Below are 18,643 nucleotides of genomic sequence, written 5' to 3' on the forward strand. Positions count from 1 at the left end.
CGCTCACTTCTCCGCCGGGGCCGGCGGGGACGGTACGTGGGCGTGCCGGTCGGTGAGCAGCCCGAACTGGTACAGCCGGTCGACCAGGGACAGGGGCCGGACGTTCGTGCCGGAGAGGTTCCCGGCGGTGAGCCCCAGCAGGCGGGGGTTGGCGGCGGTGCTGCGCATCATCCGCCCGCCCAGCAGCCTCGGCAGGCCCGACACGCTGGTGATCATGCGGGAGGCGTTGTGGCTGACGGTCGCGACGTGGTCGAGGCGGGGCCGACGCGCCGCCTCGAACGCCCGCAGCGCCCGGTCCACCACCGCCGGCTCCGCCGTGTCGCCCTCGGCGGCGAGCGTCGCGGCCAGCACCTCGGCGTCGCCGAGGGAGCTGTTCACGCCCTGCGCCGCCATCGGGTGCACCGCGTGCGCCGCCTCGCCGACCAGCGCGAGGCCCGGCACGGTCAGGCGGTCCGTCCGCAGCCGGTAGACCGCGAGGAGCTGGCGACGGTGCAGGCTCGCCCGGATCGCCGGACCCAGCGGCCGCACCGCCGGCACGTCGGCGAGCAGCCGGTCGCACCACGCGGTCAGGTCGACCCGGCCCCGGAACTCGTCCGGCGTCACCTGGACGTAGAGGCGGCACCGGCCACCGGGCAACGGGTAGACCAGGCACAGGCCCCGGTCGGTCCGGTAGGCCGACACCTCGTCGGCCACCTCGGCGTCGGCCACGTCGAAGGCCACCAGGCCGTGCGGGTACTCGCGGCGCTCGACCGTGACGCCGACCGCCCGGCGCAGCGGCGAGGACATGCCGTCCGCCGCGACCACCAGCGACGCGCGGACCTCCTGCTCGGACCCGCCGTCGGCGACCCGCACGCCGGTCACCCGCCCGTCGTCGCCGCGCACCACGCCGGTCACCCGGCTACCCCACCGGACCTCCACCGTGGCGGGCAGCCCGTCGGCGAGCACGCCGCGCAGGTCACCGTAGTCGGCGCAGAGGATCTGCCGGTACGCGCCGGGCAGGCCGGCGTAGTCCAGGCAGAGCAACGGCCGGCCGTACGCGTCGCGGATGGCCAGCCGCCCGACGGGCCGCGCGCCGGTGGCCCGCAGGGCGTCGAGGACGCCCCAGCCGTCGAGGATGCGTACCGTCTCGGGTTGGAGGATCTCGCCCTTGGCGATCGACGCGGGAGCGCGCTGCCGGTCGAGCACCCGCACCCGCAGCCCGAGCGCGCCGAGGGCCCGCGCGCTGGCCAGACCGCCCGCGCCGGCGCCCACCACCACGACGTCGGGGCTCATCGGGCCACCGCCCCGGGGGCGACGTCACGCCCGGCGGCGGCCCGGCGGTAGTCGCCGAGCGCCCGCAACGCGACCGCCTGGGTGATCACCGCGTTCGGGTAGCGCATGTGGTGGCGGATGTAGTTGCACACCCGGGTCGCCGGCCAGACGCCGTCCGGCCCGGCGGCGGCCAGCAGCCAGGCGACGCCCCGGTCGACCGCGCCGGTGACCTCGGCGTCGCCGGTGGCCAGCAGGCCCTGTACGGCCCAGGCCGTCTCCTCGACCGACCCGGCGCTCCCGTCGCCCGGCCCCCACGACCCGTCCGGCAGTTGGGTGTCGCACAGCCACCGCACCGCGCGGCGGACCACCTCGTGCCGGGCGTGGCCGACGCGCGACAGCGCGCCCACCACCACGGCGGTGCCGGAGGTGTGGTCGCGGTACCAGAGGTTCTCGAACGTGCCGTCGGGCGCCGCCCGGGTCAGCAGCCAGGCCGCCGCCCGCGCGACCGCCGGGTGGTCGTGCGGGTGTCCGGCGTCGTGCAGGGCGAGGATCGCCTGGCTGGTGATGGCCGGGCAGGGGCCGTCGTTGGCGAGCTTGGTGTCGCGTACCCACAGGCTCCACGAGCCGCGGCTGTCCTGCCGGTCGACGAGCCACGCCAGGCCGGTGCGCAGGACCGGGTCCGTGTCGGCGTCGGGAAGGCCGGCGAGCGCGGACAGGATCTCGGCCGACTCCAGCGTCACCGGCCAGCCGCCCAGGTTGGAGTAGCTCCATCCGCCCGGCGGCACGTCCAGCACCTCGAACGCCGCCGTCTTCTGGGTGGCGTGGAAGACGTCGCGGGTGGCCCGCAGACGCGGGTCAGCGGCGTATCCGGCCGCGATCAGGCCGGTCACCGCGTACCCGGAGCGGGTGAGGTCCAGGTTCGTCACCGCGTCCCAGGCGCCGTCCGGGCGGACCGCCCGCCGCAGCCACCCGATGACCGCCTCGGCGATGTCCGGCGCCTCCCCGCTGCGGGCCAGGCCGAGCAGCACCAGCGCGGCGGGCCACGGGTCCTCGCTCAGCGCGCCAGTACGGCCCTCGTGGTCGAAGATCGCGCGCAGCAGACCCACCGCCACCGGGCGCGCCCGGCGCAGCGTGGCGCGGCGCAGCCGGCCGGTCGGCAGCAGGTCGGCCTGCATCAGGGCGAGGCCGACGAAGGGCGCGGTGCGGAACGACAGGCGCTGTCGGCGTACCCGGTCGAACAGGACGATCTCCAGGGGCAACCGGCGCAGCGGGCCGGCCTCGGCGGTCATCCCGGCCATGGTGAGGAGTTGGCGGCAGAGCAGGGAGATGGCCCGGTCGGTGACCGTGTCGACGCCGCCCATGGCGGCCAGCCGGGCGCGGCCGGCCGCGATCGTCTCGGCGCTGGCCGCCGGCGCGCTCATCGCGAGCGCGGCGACCGCGACGGCGGTGGGCACGACCTCGCTCTGAGCGCCCACCACCCCGCCCCAGCCGCCGTCGTCGTGCTGCTGCCGGCGCAGCCACCCGGCGCCGGCCTCGACGAGGTCGGCGCTGCCCACCGGGTCGGCGGCGTGCAACGCGGCCACCGCGCCCGCGGTGCCGAGCACCGACGCCGGCGGGTCGTCGCCGAAGACACCGTCGGGACGTTGCCGGCGCAGCAGCGCCTCGGCGCCGGCGGTGACCGCCTTCCCGACGGCCTCGTCGTGCACAGCGGTCATGGCGCGTCCTCCAGGGGAACCGGTCGGGGGGTGGCGAGCGCCAGGCCGGCGGTCGCCGGGCCGAGTTCGTGCCCGGCGCGCATGCCCCGCTGCGCCCACCAGGTCAGGGCGACCATCGGCAGGGCCAGCGCGAGCTGCACGCCCACGCCCAGGCCGAGCCCGACGACGGCGGAGGCCAGCACGACCCGCTCCACGACCAGGACGGAGTGGGCGCGCAACGCGACCACGACGGGCATGCCGGCGCGCTGCGCCACCAGCGGGGCCAGCGCGGCGACGCCGAGCACCAGCACGACCAGCAGCGTGGCCAGGTAGGTGAGCCGGGCGCCGCGGTCGGCCAGCAGGCCGGCGACGAGGGCGGCGCCGATGGTGACGGCGTAGAGCACCACCACGGTCCGGACCGCGAACGGTACGCCCCGGCGCACCGGCAGCGTCTCGTACCCGCCGGCCCGGTCGCCGTCGATGTCGCGCAGCGTCCCGACGAGGTTCGACATCGCGTCGTGCGACCAGAACGCGACGGTCAGCGCGAGCAGCACGGGCACCGCCGTTGACCGGCCCGGCGGGAGCCCGACGGCGAGCGCGCCGTAGAGCAGCGCGACCGCGCCGAGCGCGCCCCGGACCAGGTTGCCGGCGATGCCGCGCGCCTTGAGCCAACGGCTGTAGGCGACGATGCCGCCGGCCGCCAGCAGCGCCGCCGTCGTGGTGCCCCAGCCACCCAGCACGGCCAGGACCGCGAGCACGGCGAAGCAGGCGCAGCCGCAGCGCCACGCCGTCTCCGCCCGCAGCCGGCGGGACGGGATCGGCCGGTGTGGCTTGCTGCCGGCGTCCAGCTCGCGGTCGAACCAGTCGCCGAGGTAGTGGCCGCCGAGCCAGCCGGCGGTGGGCGCCGCCCAGGCCGCCAGCAGCAGCCACGGGTGATGCGGGCCGTCGACCACGGCCGCGCCGGCCAGGCCCACGAGCCCGACGTACCAGAGCGTGTAGGGCCGCCAGGTCTCCACGTGCGCCCGCAGGGCGCCGGCGGTGCTCACGCCATCTCGCTCGTCATCCAGGCCGCGATGCCGGCGAGCACGTTCGTGCTCGGAGAGGGGGCGAGCACGGCCAACTCGGCGAGGGCGCGCTCGGCGTGCGCCACCATCTGCCGGCGGGCGCTCTCCACCGCGTCGACCTCGTGCAGCAGCGCGGTGACCCACTCGACGTCGCCCGGGCCGGCGCCGCGCCGGTGCAGCACCGCCAGGAGTTCCACCCGGGACGTGTCGGTGGCCGCGTCGTAGGCCAGCAGCAGCGGCAGGGTCGGCCGGCCGTTGTTGAGGTCGCTGGTCGCCGGTTTGCCGGTCTGCTCCGGGGTGGCGAGGTAGGACAGCAGGTCGTCGCGGATCTGGAACGCCGTGCCGAGGTGCTCGCCGTAGCGGGCCAGGGCGGACGCCACGTCCGGGTCCGCGCCGCCGAGCAGGGCGCCGATCTGGCACACGGCGCGGAACAGGGACCCGGTCTTGAGACGGATCATCTCCGGGTACCACCGCGCGCCCGCGTCCAGGTCGCCGACGAGCTGGGCCTCCAGCACCTGCCCCCGGCACAGGTCCTGGCCCGCCTGGGCGAGCGCGGTGACGGCGGCCACGACCTGGGCGGGCGGGACCGCCGCGCCGCCGTCCACCATGGCCTGGAACGCGTGGAAGATGAGGTGGTCGCCGGCGACGATCGCGTTCGGGATCCCGAACGCGACCGGGACCGACGGTTTGCCTCGGCGCAGCGTGTCGGCGTCGATGATGTCGTCGTGCACGAGCGTCGCGACGTGCAGGTATTCCGTGCCGAGCGCGGCGGCGAGCACGTCGCGGGGATCACCGCCCACCGCCTCCGCCGCGTGCAGCGTCATCATCGGCCGCAGCATCTTGCCGGACGGCATCAGCGCGTAGCGGACGATGGTGCAGAGTTCGTCACTCGTCTCCGGCCACCGCCGGCCGAGTTCGGCGCTCAACAACCGACCCGATTCGCTGCGGGCGAGGTCGTCGATGAAGGCCGGATATCGCGTGAAACCAGTAACCGTCATGACGCGTCGACCCTTTCGCGAAGGCTCGGCTGGTCGCCACGCGAGACGTTACCGGTCGACCCTCCCGCGAACAACCATTGATAAATGCGCGCGGGCATGGGTCGAGGCGAATGCGGGGACGAGGTTCTTCGGCAAATTGGACAATGCGCAGAGAAAACCAGCCATCCACTCACGACCAGTCATATACATCAATGATCGGGCGCACGGGACGGCACGGACGCGCTCAGCCGCCGGCCCCGAACTCCATCAGGGTCAGGCCGTCCTCGCCGTGGTACGTGCGCCGCGGCGTCAGCCCCGCGGCGGCGGCCAGGGCGGCGTGCTCGGTCACCCCGCGCTCGCGGCCACCGACCAGCACCAGCATCTGCAGGTCGTACGAGGACAGGTGCGGTACGTGCGGCACGGTCGGCAGCACCTCGACCACCAGCACCCGGCCGGTGTCCCCGGCCGCCTCGGCGCACCGGCGCAGGATCGTCGTGGCGTGCGCGTCGCTCCAGTCGGTCAACGCGCGGGAGACCACGTAGACGTCGGCGCCGGCGGGCAGCGGGGCGAAGAAGTCCCCCACCACGACCTCGGTCCGGTCGGCGAGGCCGTGTTCGGCGAACGTGCGGGCCGCGGTCGCCACCGGCTCGTTGCGGTCGACGAGGGTGCCCCGCAGGTGCCGGTGTGCGCCCAACACCTCCCGCAGCAGGCCGCCGGAGCCGCCGCCGACGTCGACGACGTGCCCCACCTCGTGCCACGGGTAGAGCGACGCGACCTGCGGCGCGGTGAACCGCTGCTGGCTGAGCATCAGCGCGTCGAAGTAGGCCCGGTCGTCCGGGTGGCGGTCCAGGTCGGCCCAGAAGTCGTGCCCGTGCACCGCGCCGTAGCCGGGCCCGCCGGTGCGGATCGCGTGCGGCAGCCCGGCCCAGGCCCGGTCCATCCGGGCGCCGAGGCCGCCGAGATCCAGGTGGGCGCCGTGACCGCCGCCGTCCCGGTCGCAGAGCAGCTCGCCGACGTCGGTCAGCTCGAAGACGTCCGGCGGCTCCTCGACGAACACGCCCCGGTGACTCAGGTAGCGCAGCAGGCGGCCCAGCGCGGCGGCGTCGGCGTCGCACGCCTCGGCCAGCTCGTCCAGGCGGGTGACGCCGGCCGCGATCCGGTCCGGCACCCGCAGGGTCACCACCGTGCGGACGGCGAACGGCGTCGCCAGGTCGGTGAGCCGGTCCAGCCGTTCCGCCGCGTCAGCCTCGGTCGGGGCATCGATCACCACGGGTTCCTCCCCCACTCGACAGGACTCGAATGATCCCAACTCCGTGACGGCCGGGTCAACGACGGCGCTGGTGACGACATTCACGGACATGGAAGAATACGCGGACGATCGTGGCGCGCAGACCGGAGGGACCATCGATGACCACTTCCATCGCCGCCGAGGTCCGACTCGTCTCGGGCGCCCTGGGCGCCCAGGTCCGCGGCATCGACCTGAACACCCTGACCGACGAGGGCTTCGCGCTGATCCACCGGCTCCTGCTGGAGCACCAGGTGGTCTTCCTCGCCGGCCAGACCGGGCTGACGCCGCAGGCGCACGTCGCCTTCGGCCGCCGCTTCGGCGAGGTCGAGCTGCACCCCTACCTGCCCCGGTTGGAGGGGCACCCGGAGATCGTCGTGATCGACTCCACCGACGGCGGCAAGGTCGACGTCTGGCACACCGACATGACCTTCCACCAGAGCCCGCCGATCGCCTCCGTGCTGCACCTGATCGAGCTGCCGGAGGTCGGCGGCGACACGATGTGGACCAACCAGTACCGGGTCTACGAGGCGCTCTCCGCGCCCCTGCGGGACCTGCTCGACGGGCTGACCGCGATCCACGTCATCCGGATCGGCACCGAGTTCACCAGCCGCGCGGAACACCCGGTGGTGCGCGTGCACCCCGAGACCGGGCGCCGCTCGCTCTACGTCAACCGGCTCTTCACCTCGCACATCCCGCAGCTCACCCGCAACGAGAGCGACGCGCTGCTGGAATACCTGTTCGGCTTCTCCGAGAGCCCGCAGTTCACCTGCCGCTACCGCTGGCAGGCCGGGGACGTGGCGGTGTGGGACAACCGGGTCACCCAGCACTACGCGGTCAACGACTACGACGGCCTGCGGCGCGGGCAGCGCATCACCGTGCTCGGCGACCACCCGACCGGGGACGCGCCCCGCTGGCCGCACTACGCCCCGGCGCCGGGCGAGCGGTACTGGCCGGACCGGGTGAACGCGGTGGAGAGCTACTGAGCGACGGTCACCAGGTGACCGGGAACGAAGCGATGCCGCCGTTCATCCGGTCGTGCCGCCACGGGATCTCGTCGAGCGGCACCGCGGGCGCCAGCGCCGGCATCCGGGTCAGCAGCGCGTCGAGGGACAACTCCACCTGCATCCGGCCCAGCGCGGTGCCCAGGCAGAAGTGCGGGCCGAAGCCGAACGTCAGGTGGGGCACGCCCGGCGTCCGGTCGATGTCGAACACGTTGGGGTCGGGGAAGAAGCGCGGATCGCGGTTGCCGACCCACGGAATCGCCATCACGCACTCCCCGGCCCGCATCGCGACACCACCGAGGACCAGGTCCTCCCGGACCACCTGGACCCGGAACATGCTGCTGACCGCCGTGTAGCGCAGGATCTCGTCGGTCGCCGCGCCGACCTTCTCCGGCGCCGCGCGCAGCTTCGCCAACTGCTCCGGGTGCTGGAACAACGCGCGCAGGCCCGCGCTGGTGGAATTGATCTCCAACCCGCCGAGCAGCACCCCCATGGCCAGCTCCACCAGTTCGGCGTCCACGAGTTCGTGCGCGCCCTGCCCGTGCACCCACGCCGAGAGCAGGTCGTCGCCGGGCTCCGCCCGCTTGCGCGCCAACTGCCCGGCCAGGTACGCCCGCAGCTCCGCCTGGGCGCTGGCGGCGTCCGCGGAGCCGTACGCGGTCACCGAGTTCAGGCCCTCGATCCAGCCGTAGAAGCGGGGACGGTCGGCGGCCGGCACCCCGAGCACGTCGCAGACCACGAACACGGGCAGCGGCGCCACCAGGCCGGCGACCACGTCGGCCGGACGGGGGCCGGCGAGCATCTCGTCGACGAGCCCGTCCACCAGCCGTTGCACCCGGGGCCGGAACGACTCGATGCGTCGCGCGGTGAACGCCCGACTCGCCACCCGGCGCACCGTCGCGTGCGCCGGGCCGTCCATGTTCAGCTCACGCGGGCCGACCCCGTCCGGCGTCGAGGTCGCGCCCAGCGGCAGTCGGGAGAAGCGGGGGTCGGCCAGGACCGTGCAGCAGTCCTCGTAGGCGAGCACCAGCCAGGCCGCGCGCCCGTCCGGCAGCCGCACCCGGCTGACCGGGTCGGCGACGACCATCTCCAGCAGCTCCGCCGGCAGGTCACCGGTGAACGGCTCGAACGGATAGGGTCGCAGCCCGGAATTGACAGTCATGACGCCTACCACCTGCTGGTCGCGGCCCCGGTCGGGCACCGGGTAAGACTCCAGCATCCGTTAGCCCGCCGTCAATATCCATTCGCGACGTCGACGACCTTCCCCGTACGGACGTCCATCGCCTAGCATCGGTGCGCCAGGACTGCCGTCACGCGCGGATTGGTCGGATGTGACTGCGCCTTTGCGAATTCTGATGTCGACGTGGGGTTGGCGGTCGCATTTCTACAGCCTGGTCCCGCTCGGGTGGGCGCTCCAGGCGGCCGGCCACGAGGTGCGGGTAGCCAGCCATCCGTCCATGGTCACGGCGATCACCTCGGCCGGGCTGGCGGCCGTGCCGCTCGGCGACGACGTCGACTTCGCCACCGCGTTCGCGGGGCGGATCGGCGCGGTGGGCGCGCTGGACGGCGCCGACACCGGTTCGCCGGACGCCCTGGAGCCGGCGATCACCGCCGACGGTGGGGTGGTCCGGTTCGCCGACGCCCTCCTCGACGAGCTGGTCGCCTTCGGTCGGGCCTGGCGACCGGACCTGATGGTCTGGGAGCCGTTCAACCTGGCCGCCCCGGTGGCCGCCGCCGCGTTGGACGTGCCCGGCGTGCTGAACCTGTGGGGCCCGGACTCCTCGGTCACGCTCCGGCTGGATCCGGAGTCGGTGATCGGGCCGCTCGCCGCCCGCTTCGGGCTCTCCGCCGGGGACGTGGCGTTGCACGGCACGCTCACGCTCGATCCGGTGCCGCCGCCGATGCAGGTCCCGTCGACCCGCGCCGACCAGCCGGTGCGGTTCGTGCCGTACAACGGCACGGCGGTGGTGCCGCGCTGGCTGCACCGTCCGGCGAGCCGGCCGCGGGTGTGCGTCACGGCCGGCACCATGATGGCCGGCGTCGGGCTGGACGACCGGGCGGACCTGGCCCGGGTGATCCGCTCGGTGGCCGAACTGGACGTGGAGGTCGCCGTGGTGGTCGAGCCCCGCCAGCGGGAGGGGCTGGGACCGCTGCCGCCGAACGTCCGGCTGGCCGACGCGCCCCTGGCGATGCGTCTGGTGCTGCCGACGTGTGCCGCGATCGTGCAGCAGGGCGGCGCCGGCACCACGATGACCGCGCTCTGCCACGGGGTGCCGCAGCTCATCCTGCCTCGGGTCAGCGACCAGCACTTCAACGGCGAACGGCTGGCGGCCACCGGCGCGGGCACCTGGTTGACACCCGCGACGGCCGACGGCTCCGTGCTGCGCGACACGGTCGGCGCGCTGGTCGACGACGGCCGGTGGCGGGCCGCCGCCGCGGTGATGCGGGACCGGGTCCACGCGATGCCCAGCCCCGCCGAGGTGGTGCCGGCACTGGCCGCCCTGACCCGAGGCACCCGCACCTGACCACGAGGAGTCGCAGATGACGCAGCAGTCCCCCATTCCGTACCCGCTCGCGCCGGCTCCGACGATCTACCACCCCTCGCCGGACTACACGCGGCTGCGCGAGAGCTGCCCGGTGGCCCGCGTCGAGCTGCCGGACGGGATGTCGGCCTACCTGGCCACCCGGCACGCCGACGTCCGGCGGGTCTTCACCGACCAGCGGTTCAGCCGGGCCGCCGCGGCCGGCCCGAACCGCCCGACCCGGGAACTCGGCTCGCTCGCGGAGGACTCGCTGATCGGGATGGACCCACCCCGGCACACCACGATGCGCCGGGCGGTCTCGCACGCGTTCACCGTCCGCCGGGTGGAGGCGCTGCGCCCCACGGTGGCGGCGCTGGTCGACGACATGATCGACCGGATGGAGGCGGCCGGCCGGCCGGCCGACCTGATCACGCACGTCTCCGCTCCCCTGCCGATCTACGTGATCAGCAAGCTGTTCGGCATTCCCGAGCAGGACCAGCAGCGGGTACGGGAATGGTCCGACGCGCTGGTCGGCGACTGGGACGCCGACCCGGCGGGCCCACGGGCCGCGCTCGACGCCTTCGGCGAGATGATCGCCGAGCGCCGGCAGCGGCCCGGCGACGACCTGATGAGCGCGCTCATCGCCGCCTGGGACGAGCACGAGGACCTCACCGAGCAGGAACTCGTCTCGGTCACCGCCGGCATCTTCGTGGGCGGGCACGAGACCACCACCAACCAGCTCAACCTGTTCCTGCTGGTGCTCGCGCGGCACCCGGAGCAGCTCGCCGGCCTGCGCGGGGACGACCCGGTCGCGGTCGCCCGGGCGGTCGAGGAGCTGTCCCGCTTCATCCAGCTCGGCGACAACGGGGTGCTGCTGCCCCGGGTGACCACCGAGGAGGTGGAGCTGGGCGGGGTGTGCCTGCCGGCCGGCACCCCGGTGCTGCCGGCGATCGCCTCGGCCAACCGGGACGCGACGGTGTTCGACGGCGCGGACACGCTCGACCTGGGCCGCGCGCACAACCCGCACCTGGCGTTCGGCGCCGGTCCGCACCACTGCCTGGGCGCGGCGCTGGCGCGGATGGAGTTGCAGGAGGCGCTGGGCGCCCTGCTGCGCCGGCTGCCCGGGCTCCGGCTCGCGGTCGACGAGGCGGAGCTCAGGTTCAAGCCCGGACTGGTGGTGCGCAGCCTGGAGTCGCTGCCGGTGACCTGGGACGACCGGTGACCGACCGACGGGCGGTGGACGGCGGGCGACCGGTCAGCCGGTCGCCCCGGCGGTGACCCGGGTAGGCGCGTCGGCGTCGAACGCCGCCTCCACGGCCACCTCCTCCACGCCGCGCAACAGGCGTTCCACCTGCTCCTCGGTGAAGGAGGCGAAGTCGAAGATCACCTGGAGGAAGACCGTGTCCGGGTGGTCCTCGACGGTGATGAACGCCTGTTCGGGGAGGTGGTCCAGGGTGCCGTCCCAGACCAGGAATGTCTCGGCCGCCCTGCTCCGGATCGCCTCCGCGGTCACCTGCTCGCCCCGTACCCCGTCGTCGGCCGTCGTCCGGGTCGTCACCCGCCGGTCGTTGATCCGGCAGGTCACCCGGGCCGGGTAACCGCGTTCCGTGTCCAGCCGGGCCTCCAGCTCCCCGAGCTGCACCGGGTCGTAGTAGGCGTACTTCGCGGTGGCCATCGAGGCCCGGCGGGCGCGGGTGACCACCTCGTCCACGGTGGTGTCGGCGGTGTCCACGGTGAGCACGCCGTTCTGGCTGAGCGGGGCGATGGCCTCGGCCAGGCCGGGCCGGAACCGGTTGCCCACGATGAGCTTCGCGGTGAGCGGGCTGATCCCGGTGGCCCGACCGATCGCGACGGCGATGACCGCGAGCAGCACGCGCGACGTGTCCGTCCGGGTCCGCCGCGCGATGGCCCGCACCGCCAGGTACGCCGCCGGCGAGCTGAACCGGCCGTGCCAGAACCGCCGGCCCTGCCGGCCGCCGCCGGGGACGGGTTCACCGAACGTCAGCGGCGGAACGGTCCGCAGGTGCGACTCCCAGTGGCGTACGGCCAGATCGCTGACCCGACGCAGCGGCGGCGTCTGCTCCCGCCGCCCGAGGTCGAGGAGTTGGACGGTGCGCGGATCCGGGGCGCGGCGGGGTCCCAGGTCGACCACGCCGAGTTCGGCCAGCAGCAGGAACGTCGAGGTGCCGTCCACGACCAGGTGGTCGAAGGTCAGCACCCGGTGCACCAGGGCGCTCCGGTGCCGGATCACCGCCATCCGCACCGACCAGTCCCGGTGGAGGTCGTAGTGGGTCAGCAGGCGGGTGTGACTCAGCTCGTACGCGTACTTCGCCACGTCGGCCGGGTCGGCGTCGTCGGGGACGTCCACCACGTCGAGGGTGGTCTCGCCGGCGGCGGACACGACCTGGCACGGGCCGCCCCGGTCGTCGGTGCCGAGCCGCATCCGCAGGGCCGGGTGCCGCGTCATCAGTCCGGCCAGCTCCGCCGCGACCTGCTCGACCGTGGCACCCGCCGGCAGCGGGTTGAAGCCGCTGACGTTGTGCGTCCACCCGGTTTCCCGCATGTCCTGCATGATCGCCTTCTGGCCCCAGGTCAGCGGCGCGGTCCCGGCTCCCGGCCCGGCGAACGGGACGGGAACCTGCGTCAGGGTGCTCTGCCCGAACATCGGTCAATCAGAGCAACGGCATCGGCGCGTGTCAACGCGTCGAACGGCCGATACGCTTCCGTCCATGAGGGACACCGTCCGGATCTGGGTCGTTCCGGTCACGGTGGCGCCGGACGTGCTGGCCCGCTGCGGGGCGATGCTCGACGAGGCCGAGCGGGCCCGCGGCGCGCGGCTGCGCGTCGCGGCGCTGCGCGACCGGTTCACGGTCGCGCACGNCTGGCCGCCGGCGCCACGGTGGGCGTCGCGCCGCAGGAGCTGACCTGGCACCGGGGCCGGCACGGCAAGCCGGCGCTGACCGGCCGGTGGGCCGGGCTCCAGACGAGCCTGTCGTACTCCGGCGACCTCGTCGCGGTCGCGGTCAGTGAGGGGCGCGCGGTCGGTGTCGACATCCAGCACCCGTCGCCGGGGCGCGACCCGGTGCCGCTGGCCCGGCGGTTCTTCCATCCCGAGGAGGCGCGGCACGTCGCCGCCGGCACCGACCTCGGCGAGCGGGCCGCGCGGTTCACCCGGCTGTGGGCCCGCAAGGAGGCGGTGGTGAAGGCTGCCGGCGGCCGGCTCTGGCCCAACCTCGCGGTGCCGGTGCACCGCGGCGACGTCGTCCGCTGCGCCGATGCCGCGGGCGTGCACCGGCTGACGGACGTGGCCACCCCCGCCGCGTTCCGGGTGGCGGTCGCCCTGGCCGGAGACGCGCCGTACGCCGTGCAGTCGCGCACCGGCCTGCCCGAGCCGGAACCGCCGTCGGCGCACGCTCCGTGAAGACGGCGACACCCGTTGACACCCGCCGATGGCTTTGCTCTGATGGCTCCATGCTGGAGCGCATGATCGGTCCACGGGACCCCCGGTGCTAGAACACGACACGTCGACCGCCTCGCCGCTGCGCGAGCAGGTCGTCGTCAGCCTCACGGCGTTGCTGACCCGCATGCTCCGGGTGGAGGGGCCGATCACCGAGCAGACCCAGCTGATGGACGAGCTCGGCCTCAGTTCCTCGCTCGCGCTGGAGGTGCTGCTGGCGCTGGAGGACGAGCTGGAGATCCAGATCGACGTGGAGGATCTGGACGAGGACCAGATGGCCACGCTCGCCGATCTGGCCGACCACATCACCGACCACTCCACCCCCCGCTGAGCGTGACGACCATGGACCGGCCGAAGCTGAGCGTGGTGATCCCCGCGCACGAGAACGCCGCCCCGCTCGACGTGACCCTGCACTCGCTCGCCCGGCAGACCCTGCCCCGGGACGAGTTCGAGGTCATCGTCGGCGACGACGGCTCCCGGGTCCCGTTGGGCCCGGTGGTGGAGAAGTACGCCGACCGGCTGAACATCACCTGCGTGCGCAGCGAGCAGAACCGGGGACGCAGCGCGAACCGTAACTCGGCGGCGGCACACGCCCGCGCCGACACGGTCATGTTCCTGGACGCCGACACCGTGCCGCACCCGCTGCTGCTGGAGCGTCACCGGGACTACCACGCCGGCCGCGCCGGCCGGCCCGGGGTTCTGCTCGGCCAGCGGTACGACCTGGACTGGGCCGGCGCCGACGCGGTGCGTCGCGGTGAGCCGGTGACCCCGGCCATGCTGGACGCCGAACGCGGCGACCCCCGGCTGGAGGACACCGCCCACCCGCAGCGGATGCGCGACTTCCCGAGCGCCCCCTGGGTCCTCGGGCTGACCCACAACGCGTCGCTGGACATCGAGTCGTTCCGGCGGGTCGGCGGCTTCGACGAGGCGATGGTCAAGTGGGGCTTCGAGGACATGGAGTTCTTCTACCGGGTCTTCCACCTGCACGGCGCGTCGCCGGAGGTGTTCCGGCTCGACCCCGACGCGTTGTCGTACCATCTGCCGCACTTCCGCAAGACGTCCAGCGGGCTCGCCTCGATGGACAACATGAAATACCTGCTCCGCAAGCATCTGCGCTACGACGTCGAGGTGCTGTACGCGATCAACACGTTCGGCCGGTACATGGGCCGCATCCGGATGTACGGCCAGGCGATCGAGGCGTACCGGCGGGGTGGGCTGGGGCGGCCGGAGGTGCTGCCGGCCGCGCTGCGCGACGAGCTGGCCACGAGCCGGGCCCTGGTCGTCGGCAACGGCGTGTCCACACTGGATTTGGGTGCCGGATCGCACACCTTCGACCACGACGCGCCGCCGAGCGAGACGAACTCCCACCTGCTGGGCACCGTGCTCCAGCAGTTCAAGACCGGCGCGCTGGATGTGATCGTCAACGTCGACCTGTGGCGGTTCATGCTGCCGGAGGACCTGCCGGCGATCCTGACCCGGGGGCGGCTCAAGGCCGACCGGATCGAGCTGGTCGCCAGCCGGACCACGCTCGACCCGCGCTCACTGCTGCCGGTGCCCCTGCTCGCGGACGTCGACTACGCGGTCGACATGCTGAGTTCGCACTTCGCGCCCACGGTCACCACGTCCGACACCGCGACGGTGATCACGCTCCGCTGACCCCGCCCGGGGTCAGCGGGGCTCCGACCCCGGGTGGCCCAGCACCAGGCTGACGTTGTGGCCGCCGAAGCCGAACGAGTTGGACAGCACCGCGTCCACCGGCGTCGCGCGGGCCTGCTTGCGGATGTGGTCGAGGTCGCCGGCCGCCGGGTCCGGGTCGTCGAGGTTGTGCGTGGGCGGCAGCAGGCCACGCCGCAGCGCCTCGACGCCGATGGCCGCCTCGATCACGCCGGAGACGCCGAGCATGTGCCCGGTCACGCCCTTGGTCGAACTCAGCGGCGGGCAGTCGCCCCCGTAGACCTCGCGGAGCGCGGCCACCTCGGCGCCGTCGCCGGCCCGGGTGCTGGTGCCGTGCGCGTTGACGTACCCGATGTCGTCAGGGTGCAGCCCGGCGTCGCGGACGGCCATCCGCATGCACCGCGCCGCGCCGGCGCCGTCCGGGCGGGGGGTGGTGGGGTGGTGCGCGTCGTTGGTCGCGCCCCAGCCGAGCACGTCGGCGTGCCGCCGCGCGCGGCGNGCCCTCGCCGAGGACGAGACCGTTGCGGCGGCGGTCGAACGGCCGGCTCGCCGCGGTCGGGTCGGACCAGCCGTGGGCGAGCGCCCGGGCGTTGCCGAACGCGTCGACGAACGTCGGGAACAGCGGCGCCTCGGCGCACCCGGCCAGCACCACGTCCGCCTCGTCGGCGCGCAGGATGCGCAGCGCCTCCCCGACGGACTGCGCGCCGGCCGCGCAGGCCGTGCCGATCGACGAGGTGTAGCCGTGGATGCCGAACGCGATGGCGATGCGGGCCGCGCCCATGTTCGGCAGCACGCCGGGCAGCATGTAGGGGCTGACCCCGAACCGGCCCCGGTCGGCCCGTCGGAGCACCTGGTCGGCCAGGGTGGACAGCCCGCCGACGCCGGAGACGATGACGGCCACCCGGTAGGGGTCGACGTCCCGGCCGACCTGGATTCCGGCGTCGGCGAGCGCGTCCCCGGCGGCGCGCAACGCCATCACGATCGACCGGTCCACGACGCGGGACTCCGGGCCGGGCAGCACGCTGGCCGGGTCGATCGCCGGGCTGAACGCGGCGACCTCGACCACACCGTGGACCGGGTGCCCCTCGGGCGGTCGGGAGAGGCCGGACCGGCCGTCGCAGACCGCGTCGAACACCTCGGCGGCGGTCGCGCCGACCGGGCTCACCAGCCCGATGCCGGTGACCGTCACACTCTCGCGCACGCCGGCCCGCCCCTGGTGGTGGGCGTCAGTGGGCCGAGGCCGGCTGGATGCGCTGCGCCACCGTCCCGCAGAACTCGCCGACGGTCATCATGGCGAGCGACTCGGCCTCGTCGTCGTCGAACTTCACCCCGAACCGGTCCTCCACCCGCACCGCCAGCTCGGCGAGGCCGAGCGAGTCCACGTCGAGGCCGGCCGGACCGAAGACGGTGTCGTCGTCGACGTCGTCGACGTCGTACCTCATCTCGGTCAACGCGGCGAGAAGGAACGCGCGGATCTCATCGGTCATGTCCGGTGTTTCCCTTCCGGGGCTGGCGGCGCGCTCGACCTGCTCGGCGAGGCACGGAGGCATACTCCGAGTAGCATCGACCTTACTCGATCACCGGGGTTTGGCAAGGTCCGCGACGGTCAGCGTGGGGCCGGCGCGGGCGCGGCGACGCGCACCAGCAGCCGGTCGTACCCGCGCAGCATGAGCTGACGTCGTTCGCCGGGTTCCTCGGCCAGCGCCAATGCCGGGAAGCGGTCCAGCAGGCGGGGCAAGACCAGTCGTCCCTCCGCCCGGGCGAGGGCCGCCCCGAAGCAGTAGTGGGGGCCGGCGCTGAACGCCAGGTGACGGTTGTCCGCGCGGGACGGGTCGAACGAGTCCGGGTCGGCGAAGCGGCGCGGGTCCCGGTTCGCCGCGCCGGTCAGCACCACGACCGTCGCGCCTTCCGGCACCGGCAGGCCGGCGACCTCGCTGTCGCGCGCGGCGTACCGGACCGCGAAGTGCACCGGCGGCTCGTACCGCAGGATCTCCTCGACGTACGACGCGGCGAGCGACGGGTCGGCCCGCAGCGCGGCCAGAGCGTCGGGGCGCTCCAGGAGCAGGACCAGCCCGTTGCCGAGCAGGTTCGCGGTGGTGCGGAACCCGGCGTTGTACATGATGATCAGGTTGGCCAGCAGCTCGTCCTCGGTGAGCTGGTCCGGACTGCGGTCGCGGATCCGCACCAGGGCCGAGACGAAGTCCTCGCGCGGGGCCGCCCGGCGCGCGGCCAGCAGTTCGGTGAAGTACGCGAGCAGCTCCGTCGCGGCCTCGTTGGCGGCCCGGACCTCCCGCATCGAGCGGCGGCCGATCTCCAGCACCGCGTCGAACGTGCGGACCCGGGACGGGAACCAGGCGCGGTCCCGCTCCGGCACGCCCAGCAACTCGCCGACGACGTCGCTCGGCAGCCGCAGCGCGAGCTCGCCCATGAAGTCGGCCGGCCGTCCGGCCGCGCCCGCCTCGGCCAGCCCGTCGAGCAGCCCGTCGGCGATGCGTTGGATGGCCGGCTCCAGCGCGGCCACCCGGCGGGGGGTCAACGCCTGGGTGAACAGCTGGCGGACCCGGAGATGGTCGCCCTCCGGGGCGTTGAGCATGGACGCCTGGAGCGTCCGGATCACCGGGTGCGCGCGCCAGCGGGTGCCGGCCCGGTCCAGGTACTCGGCGCCGAGCACCCGGAAGACGGGATCGCGCAGCACCCGGTTGACCGCGTCGTATCCGTGCACCACCAACGCGTGCGGGTCGGCGGGGCGGAACGCGACCGCCTCCCCCATCTCGTGCAGCCGGGCGTAGAACGGGTACGGGTCGCGCCTCACCTCGTCGCCGAGCAGGTCGTCGAGGGAGATGGAGACACCCATGGCCGCTCCTCGTGGCTGCGCGGGCGGGGATCCCGTGACCATAGACTCACCGGCGCCGATGTGTCCATGGACCGGGTCAGCCCGCCCGTAGGGCGTCCCGTAAACGCGGGTAGCAAGCGGGTGTTATCGTTGATTCATGAGCGAAGCGGTCAGGAGCCGGTCGGACACCCGGGCGGCGATCGTCGACGCCGCCGCGTGGCTGTTGCACCACGGCGGGCCCGGCGCCGTGACGACCCGTGGTGTCGCGGAGCGGGCCGGCGTGCAGGCCCCCACCATCTACCGCCTCTTCGGCGACAAGGACGGCCTGCTGGAGGCGGTCGCGGAGCAGGTGCTGGCCACGTTCGTCGCGGACAAGCACGCCGCCGTGGCCGCCGCCACGGCCGCCGACGTCGACCCGCTCGACGACCTGCGGGCGAGCTGGCACCGACAGATCGAGTTCGGTCTCGCCAACCCGGCCGTGTTCCGGCTGTTGAACGACCCGGAGCGCGCATCCGACTCACCGGCCGCCCGCACCGGCCGACGCATCCTGCAGACACGCGTCCACCGGGTGGCGGCGGCCGGCCGGCTCCGGGTCCCCGAGCCGCACGCGGTCGACCTCATCCACGCCGCGGGCGTCGGAACCGTCCAGACCCTGCTGGCGACCCCGCCGGAGCGACGGGACCCCGCCCTGGCCGACGCGATGGTCGACGCCGTCCTGAGCCGGATCCTGACCGACGCCCCGGCCGAGGCGCCGGACGGCCCCCGCGCGACGGCCGTCGCCCTGCGGGCGCTCGCGCCGCGGCTGCGGATGCTCAGCGAGGCTGAGCGTCACCTGCTGACCGAGTGGCTCGACCGCATCACGGAGGTGCCCGGGAGGTAGCC

At 74.1% G+C, this 18,643-nt stretch carries 16 protein-coding genes and 1 pseudogene; 7 read left to right on the plus strand and 10 right to left on the minus strand.

Translation table 11 applies throughout. The annotated features are described in order from the left end of the window. Window positions 1–3 precede the first annotated feature (3 nt). The 5 genes from B1205_RS24400 to B1205_RS24420 all read right to left on the minus strand — a co-directional run bounded on the left by B1205_RS24400 (window position 4) and on the right by B1205_RS24420 (window position 6,256). A complete protein-coding gene (locus B1205_RS24400) occupies window positions 4–1,272 on the minus strand; it encodes an FAD-dependent oxidoreductase (RefSeq protein WP_089157733.1) in 1,269 nt (422 codons plus the stop codon). After that, window positions 1,269–2,966 carry a prenyltransferase/squalene oxidase repeat-containing protein gene (locus B1205_RS24405; protein ID WP_089157734.1) on the minus strand — a complete coding sequence of 566 codons (1,698 nt, stop codon included), beginning with the start codon at window positions 2,964–2,966 and terminating at the stop codon, window positions 1,269–1,271. Before B1205_RS24405 ends, B1205_RS24400 begins: the two co-directional genes overlap by 4 nt. Beyond that, window positions 2,963–3,991, minus strand: coding sequence for a UbiA family prenyltransferase (locus B1205_RS24410; RefSeq protein ID WP_089157735.1), 1,029 nt, complete (start codon window positions 3,989–3,991; stop codon window positions 2,963–2,965). The genes B1205_RS24405 and B1205_RS24410 overlap by 4 nt, the downstream gene beginning before the upstream one ends. Then, window positions 3,988–5,007 carry a polyprenyl synthetase family protein gene (locus B1205_RS24415; protein WP_089157736.1) on the minus strand — a complete coding sequence of 340 codons (1,020 nt, stop codon included), beginning with the start codon at window positions 5,005–5,007 and terminating at the stop codon, window positions 3,988–3,990. Before B1205_RS24415 ends, B1205_RS24410 begins: the two co-directional genes overlap by 4 nt. Before the next feature lie 223 nt (window positions 5,008–5,230). Then, on the minus strand, window positions 5,231–6,256 hold the full coding sequence (locus B1205_RS24420) for a methyltransferase (protein ID WP_089157766.1): 1,026 nt from the start codon (window positions 6,254–6,256) through the stop codon (window positions 5,231–5,233). Between the two features lie 137 nt (window positions 6,257–6,393). Between B1205_RS24420 and B1205_RS24425 the strand changes: the two genes are divergently transcribed. After that, the gene (locus tag B1205_RS24425) at window positions 6,394–7,257 is read left to right on the plus strand and encodes a TauD/TfdA dioxygenase family protein (protein ID WP_089157737.1); all 864 of its coding nucleotides are present in this window, start codon (window positions 6,394–6,396) and stop codon (window positions 7,255–7,257) included. A 7-nt stretch (window positions 7,258–7,264) separates the two neighbouring features. Here the strand turns inward: B1205_RS24425 and B1205_RS24430 are convergent, their stop codons facing one another. Continuing rightward, window positions 7,265–8,437, minus strand: a complete 1,173-nt coding sequence (locus B1205_RS24430; protein ID WP_089157767.1) for a cytochrome P450 — start codon at window positions 8,435–8,437, stop codon at window positions 7,265–7,267. 193 nt (window positions 8,438–8,630) lie between these two features. On the opposite strand from B1205_RS24430, the gene B1205_RS24435 reads away from it, so the two are divergent. Further along, window positions 8,631–9,800 carry a nucleotide disphospho-sugar-binding domain-containing protein gene (locus tag B1205_RS24435; protein ID WP_089157738.1) on the plus strand — a complete coding sequence of 390 codons (1,170 nt, stop codon included), beginning with the start codon at window positions 8,631–8,633 and terminating at the stop codon, window positions 9,798–9,800. A 16-nt stretch (window positions 9,801–9,816) separates the two neighbouring features. Then, window positions 9,817–11,019: a cytochrome P450 gene (locus tag B1205_RS24440; RefSeq protein ID WP_089157739.1), complete on the plus strand. Its 1,203-nt coding sequence runs from the start codon at window positions 9,817–9,819 to the stop codon at window positions 11,017–11,019. 33 nt (window positions 11,020–11,052) lie between these two features. Here B1205_RS24440 and B1205_RS24445 read toward each other — a convergent pair whose 3' ends face one another. Continuing rightward, complete coding sequence (locus B1205_RS24445; protein WP_089157740.1) at window positions 11,053–12,462, minus strand: condensation domain-containing protein; 1,410 nt, start codon at window positions 12,460–12,462, stop codon at window positions 11,053–11,055. A gap of 234 nt (window positions 12,463–12,696) precedes the next feature. On the opposite strand from B1205_RS24445, the gene B1205_RS24450 reads away from it, so the two are divergent. From B1205_RS24450 to B1205_RS24460, 3 genes are all read left to right on the plus strand, one after another. Continuing rightward, on the plus strand, window positions 12,697–13,218 hold the full coding sequence (locus B1205_RS24450; RefSeq protein WP_254910169.1) for a 4'-phosphopantetheinyl transferase family protein: 522 nt from the start codon (window positions 12,697–12,699) through the stop codon (window positions 13,216–13,218). 85 nt (window positions 13,219–13,303) lie between these two features. Next, window positions 13,304–13,585 (plus strand): phosphopantetheine-binding protein, encoded by a 282-nt coding sequence (locus B1205_RS24455; RefSeq protein ID WP_089157741.1) that lies wholly within the window; start codon window positions 13,304–13,306, stop codon window positions 13,583–13,585. Window positions 13,586–13,596: 11 nt separating this feature from the next. After that, window positions 13,597–14,910, plus strand: coding sequence for a glycosyltransferase family 2 protein (locus tag B1205_RS24460; protein WP_089157768.1), 1,314 nt, complete (start codon window positions 13,597–13,599; stop codon window positions 14,908–14,910). Between the two features lie 12 nt (window positions 14,911–14,922). On the opposite strand, the pseudogene B1205_RS24465 reads toward B1205_RS24460, so the two are convergent. The 3 genes and pseudogenes from B1205_RS24465 to B1205_RS24475 form a co-directional block, all read right to left on the minus strand. Next, window positions 14,923–16,129 (minus strand): annotated as a pseudogene (locus B1205_RS24465) (beta-ketoacyl-[acyl-carrier-protein] synthase family protein). Between the two features lie 25 nt (window positions 16,130–16,154). Continuing rightward, window positions 16,155–16,415, minus strand: coding sequence for an acyl carrier protein (locus tag B1205_RS24470; protein WP_089157742.1), 261 nt, complete (start codon window positions 16,413–16,415; stop codon window positions 16,155–16,157). A 119-nt stretch (window positions 16,416–16,534) separates the two neighbouring features. Continuing rightward, a complete protein-coding gene (locus B1205_RS24475; protein ID WP_089157743.1) occupies window positions 16,535–17,782 on the minus strand; it encodes a cytochrome P450 in 1,248 nt (415 codons plus the stop codon). 136 nt (window positions 17,783–17,918) lie between these two features. Between B1205_RS24475 and B1205_RS24480 the strand changes: the two genes are divergently transcribed. Next, on the plus strand, window positions 17,919–18,641 hold the full coding sequence (locus B1205_RS24480; RefSeq protein ID WP_089157744.1) for a TetR/AcrR family transcriptional regulator: 723 nt from the start codon (window positions 17,919–17,921) through the stop codon (window positions 18,639–18,641). Window positions 18,642–18,643: the final 2 nt, after the last annotated feature.

Origin of the sequence: Micromonospora sp. NBS 11-29 (assembly GCF_002140155.1) — a bacterium.
Lineage (GTDB): Bacteria > Actinomycetota > Actinomycetes > Mycobacteriales > Micromonosporaceae > Micromonospora.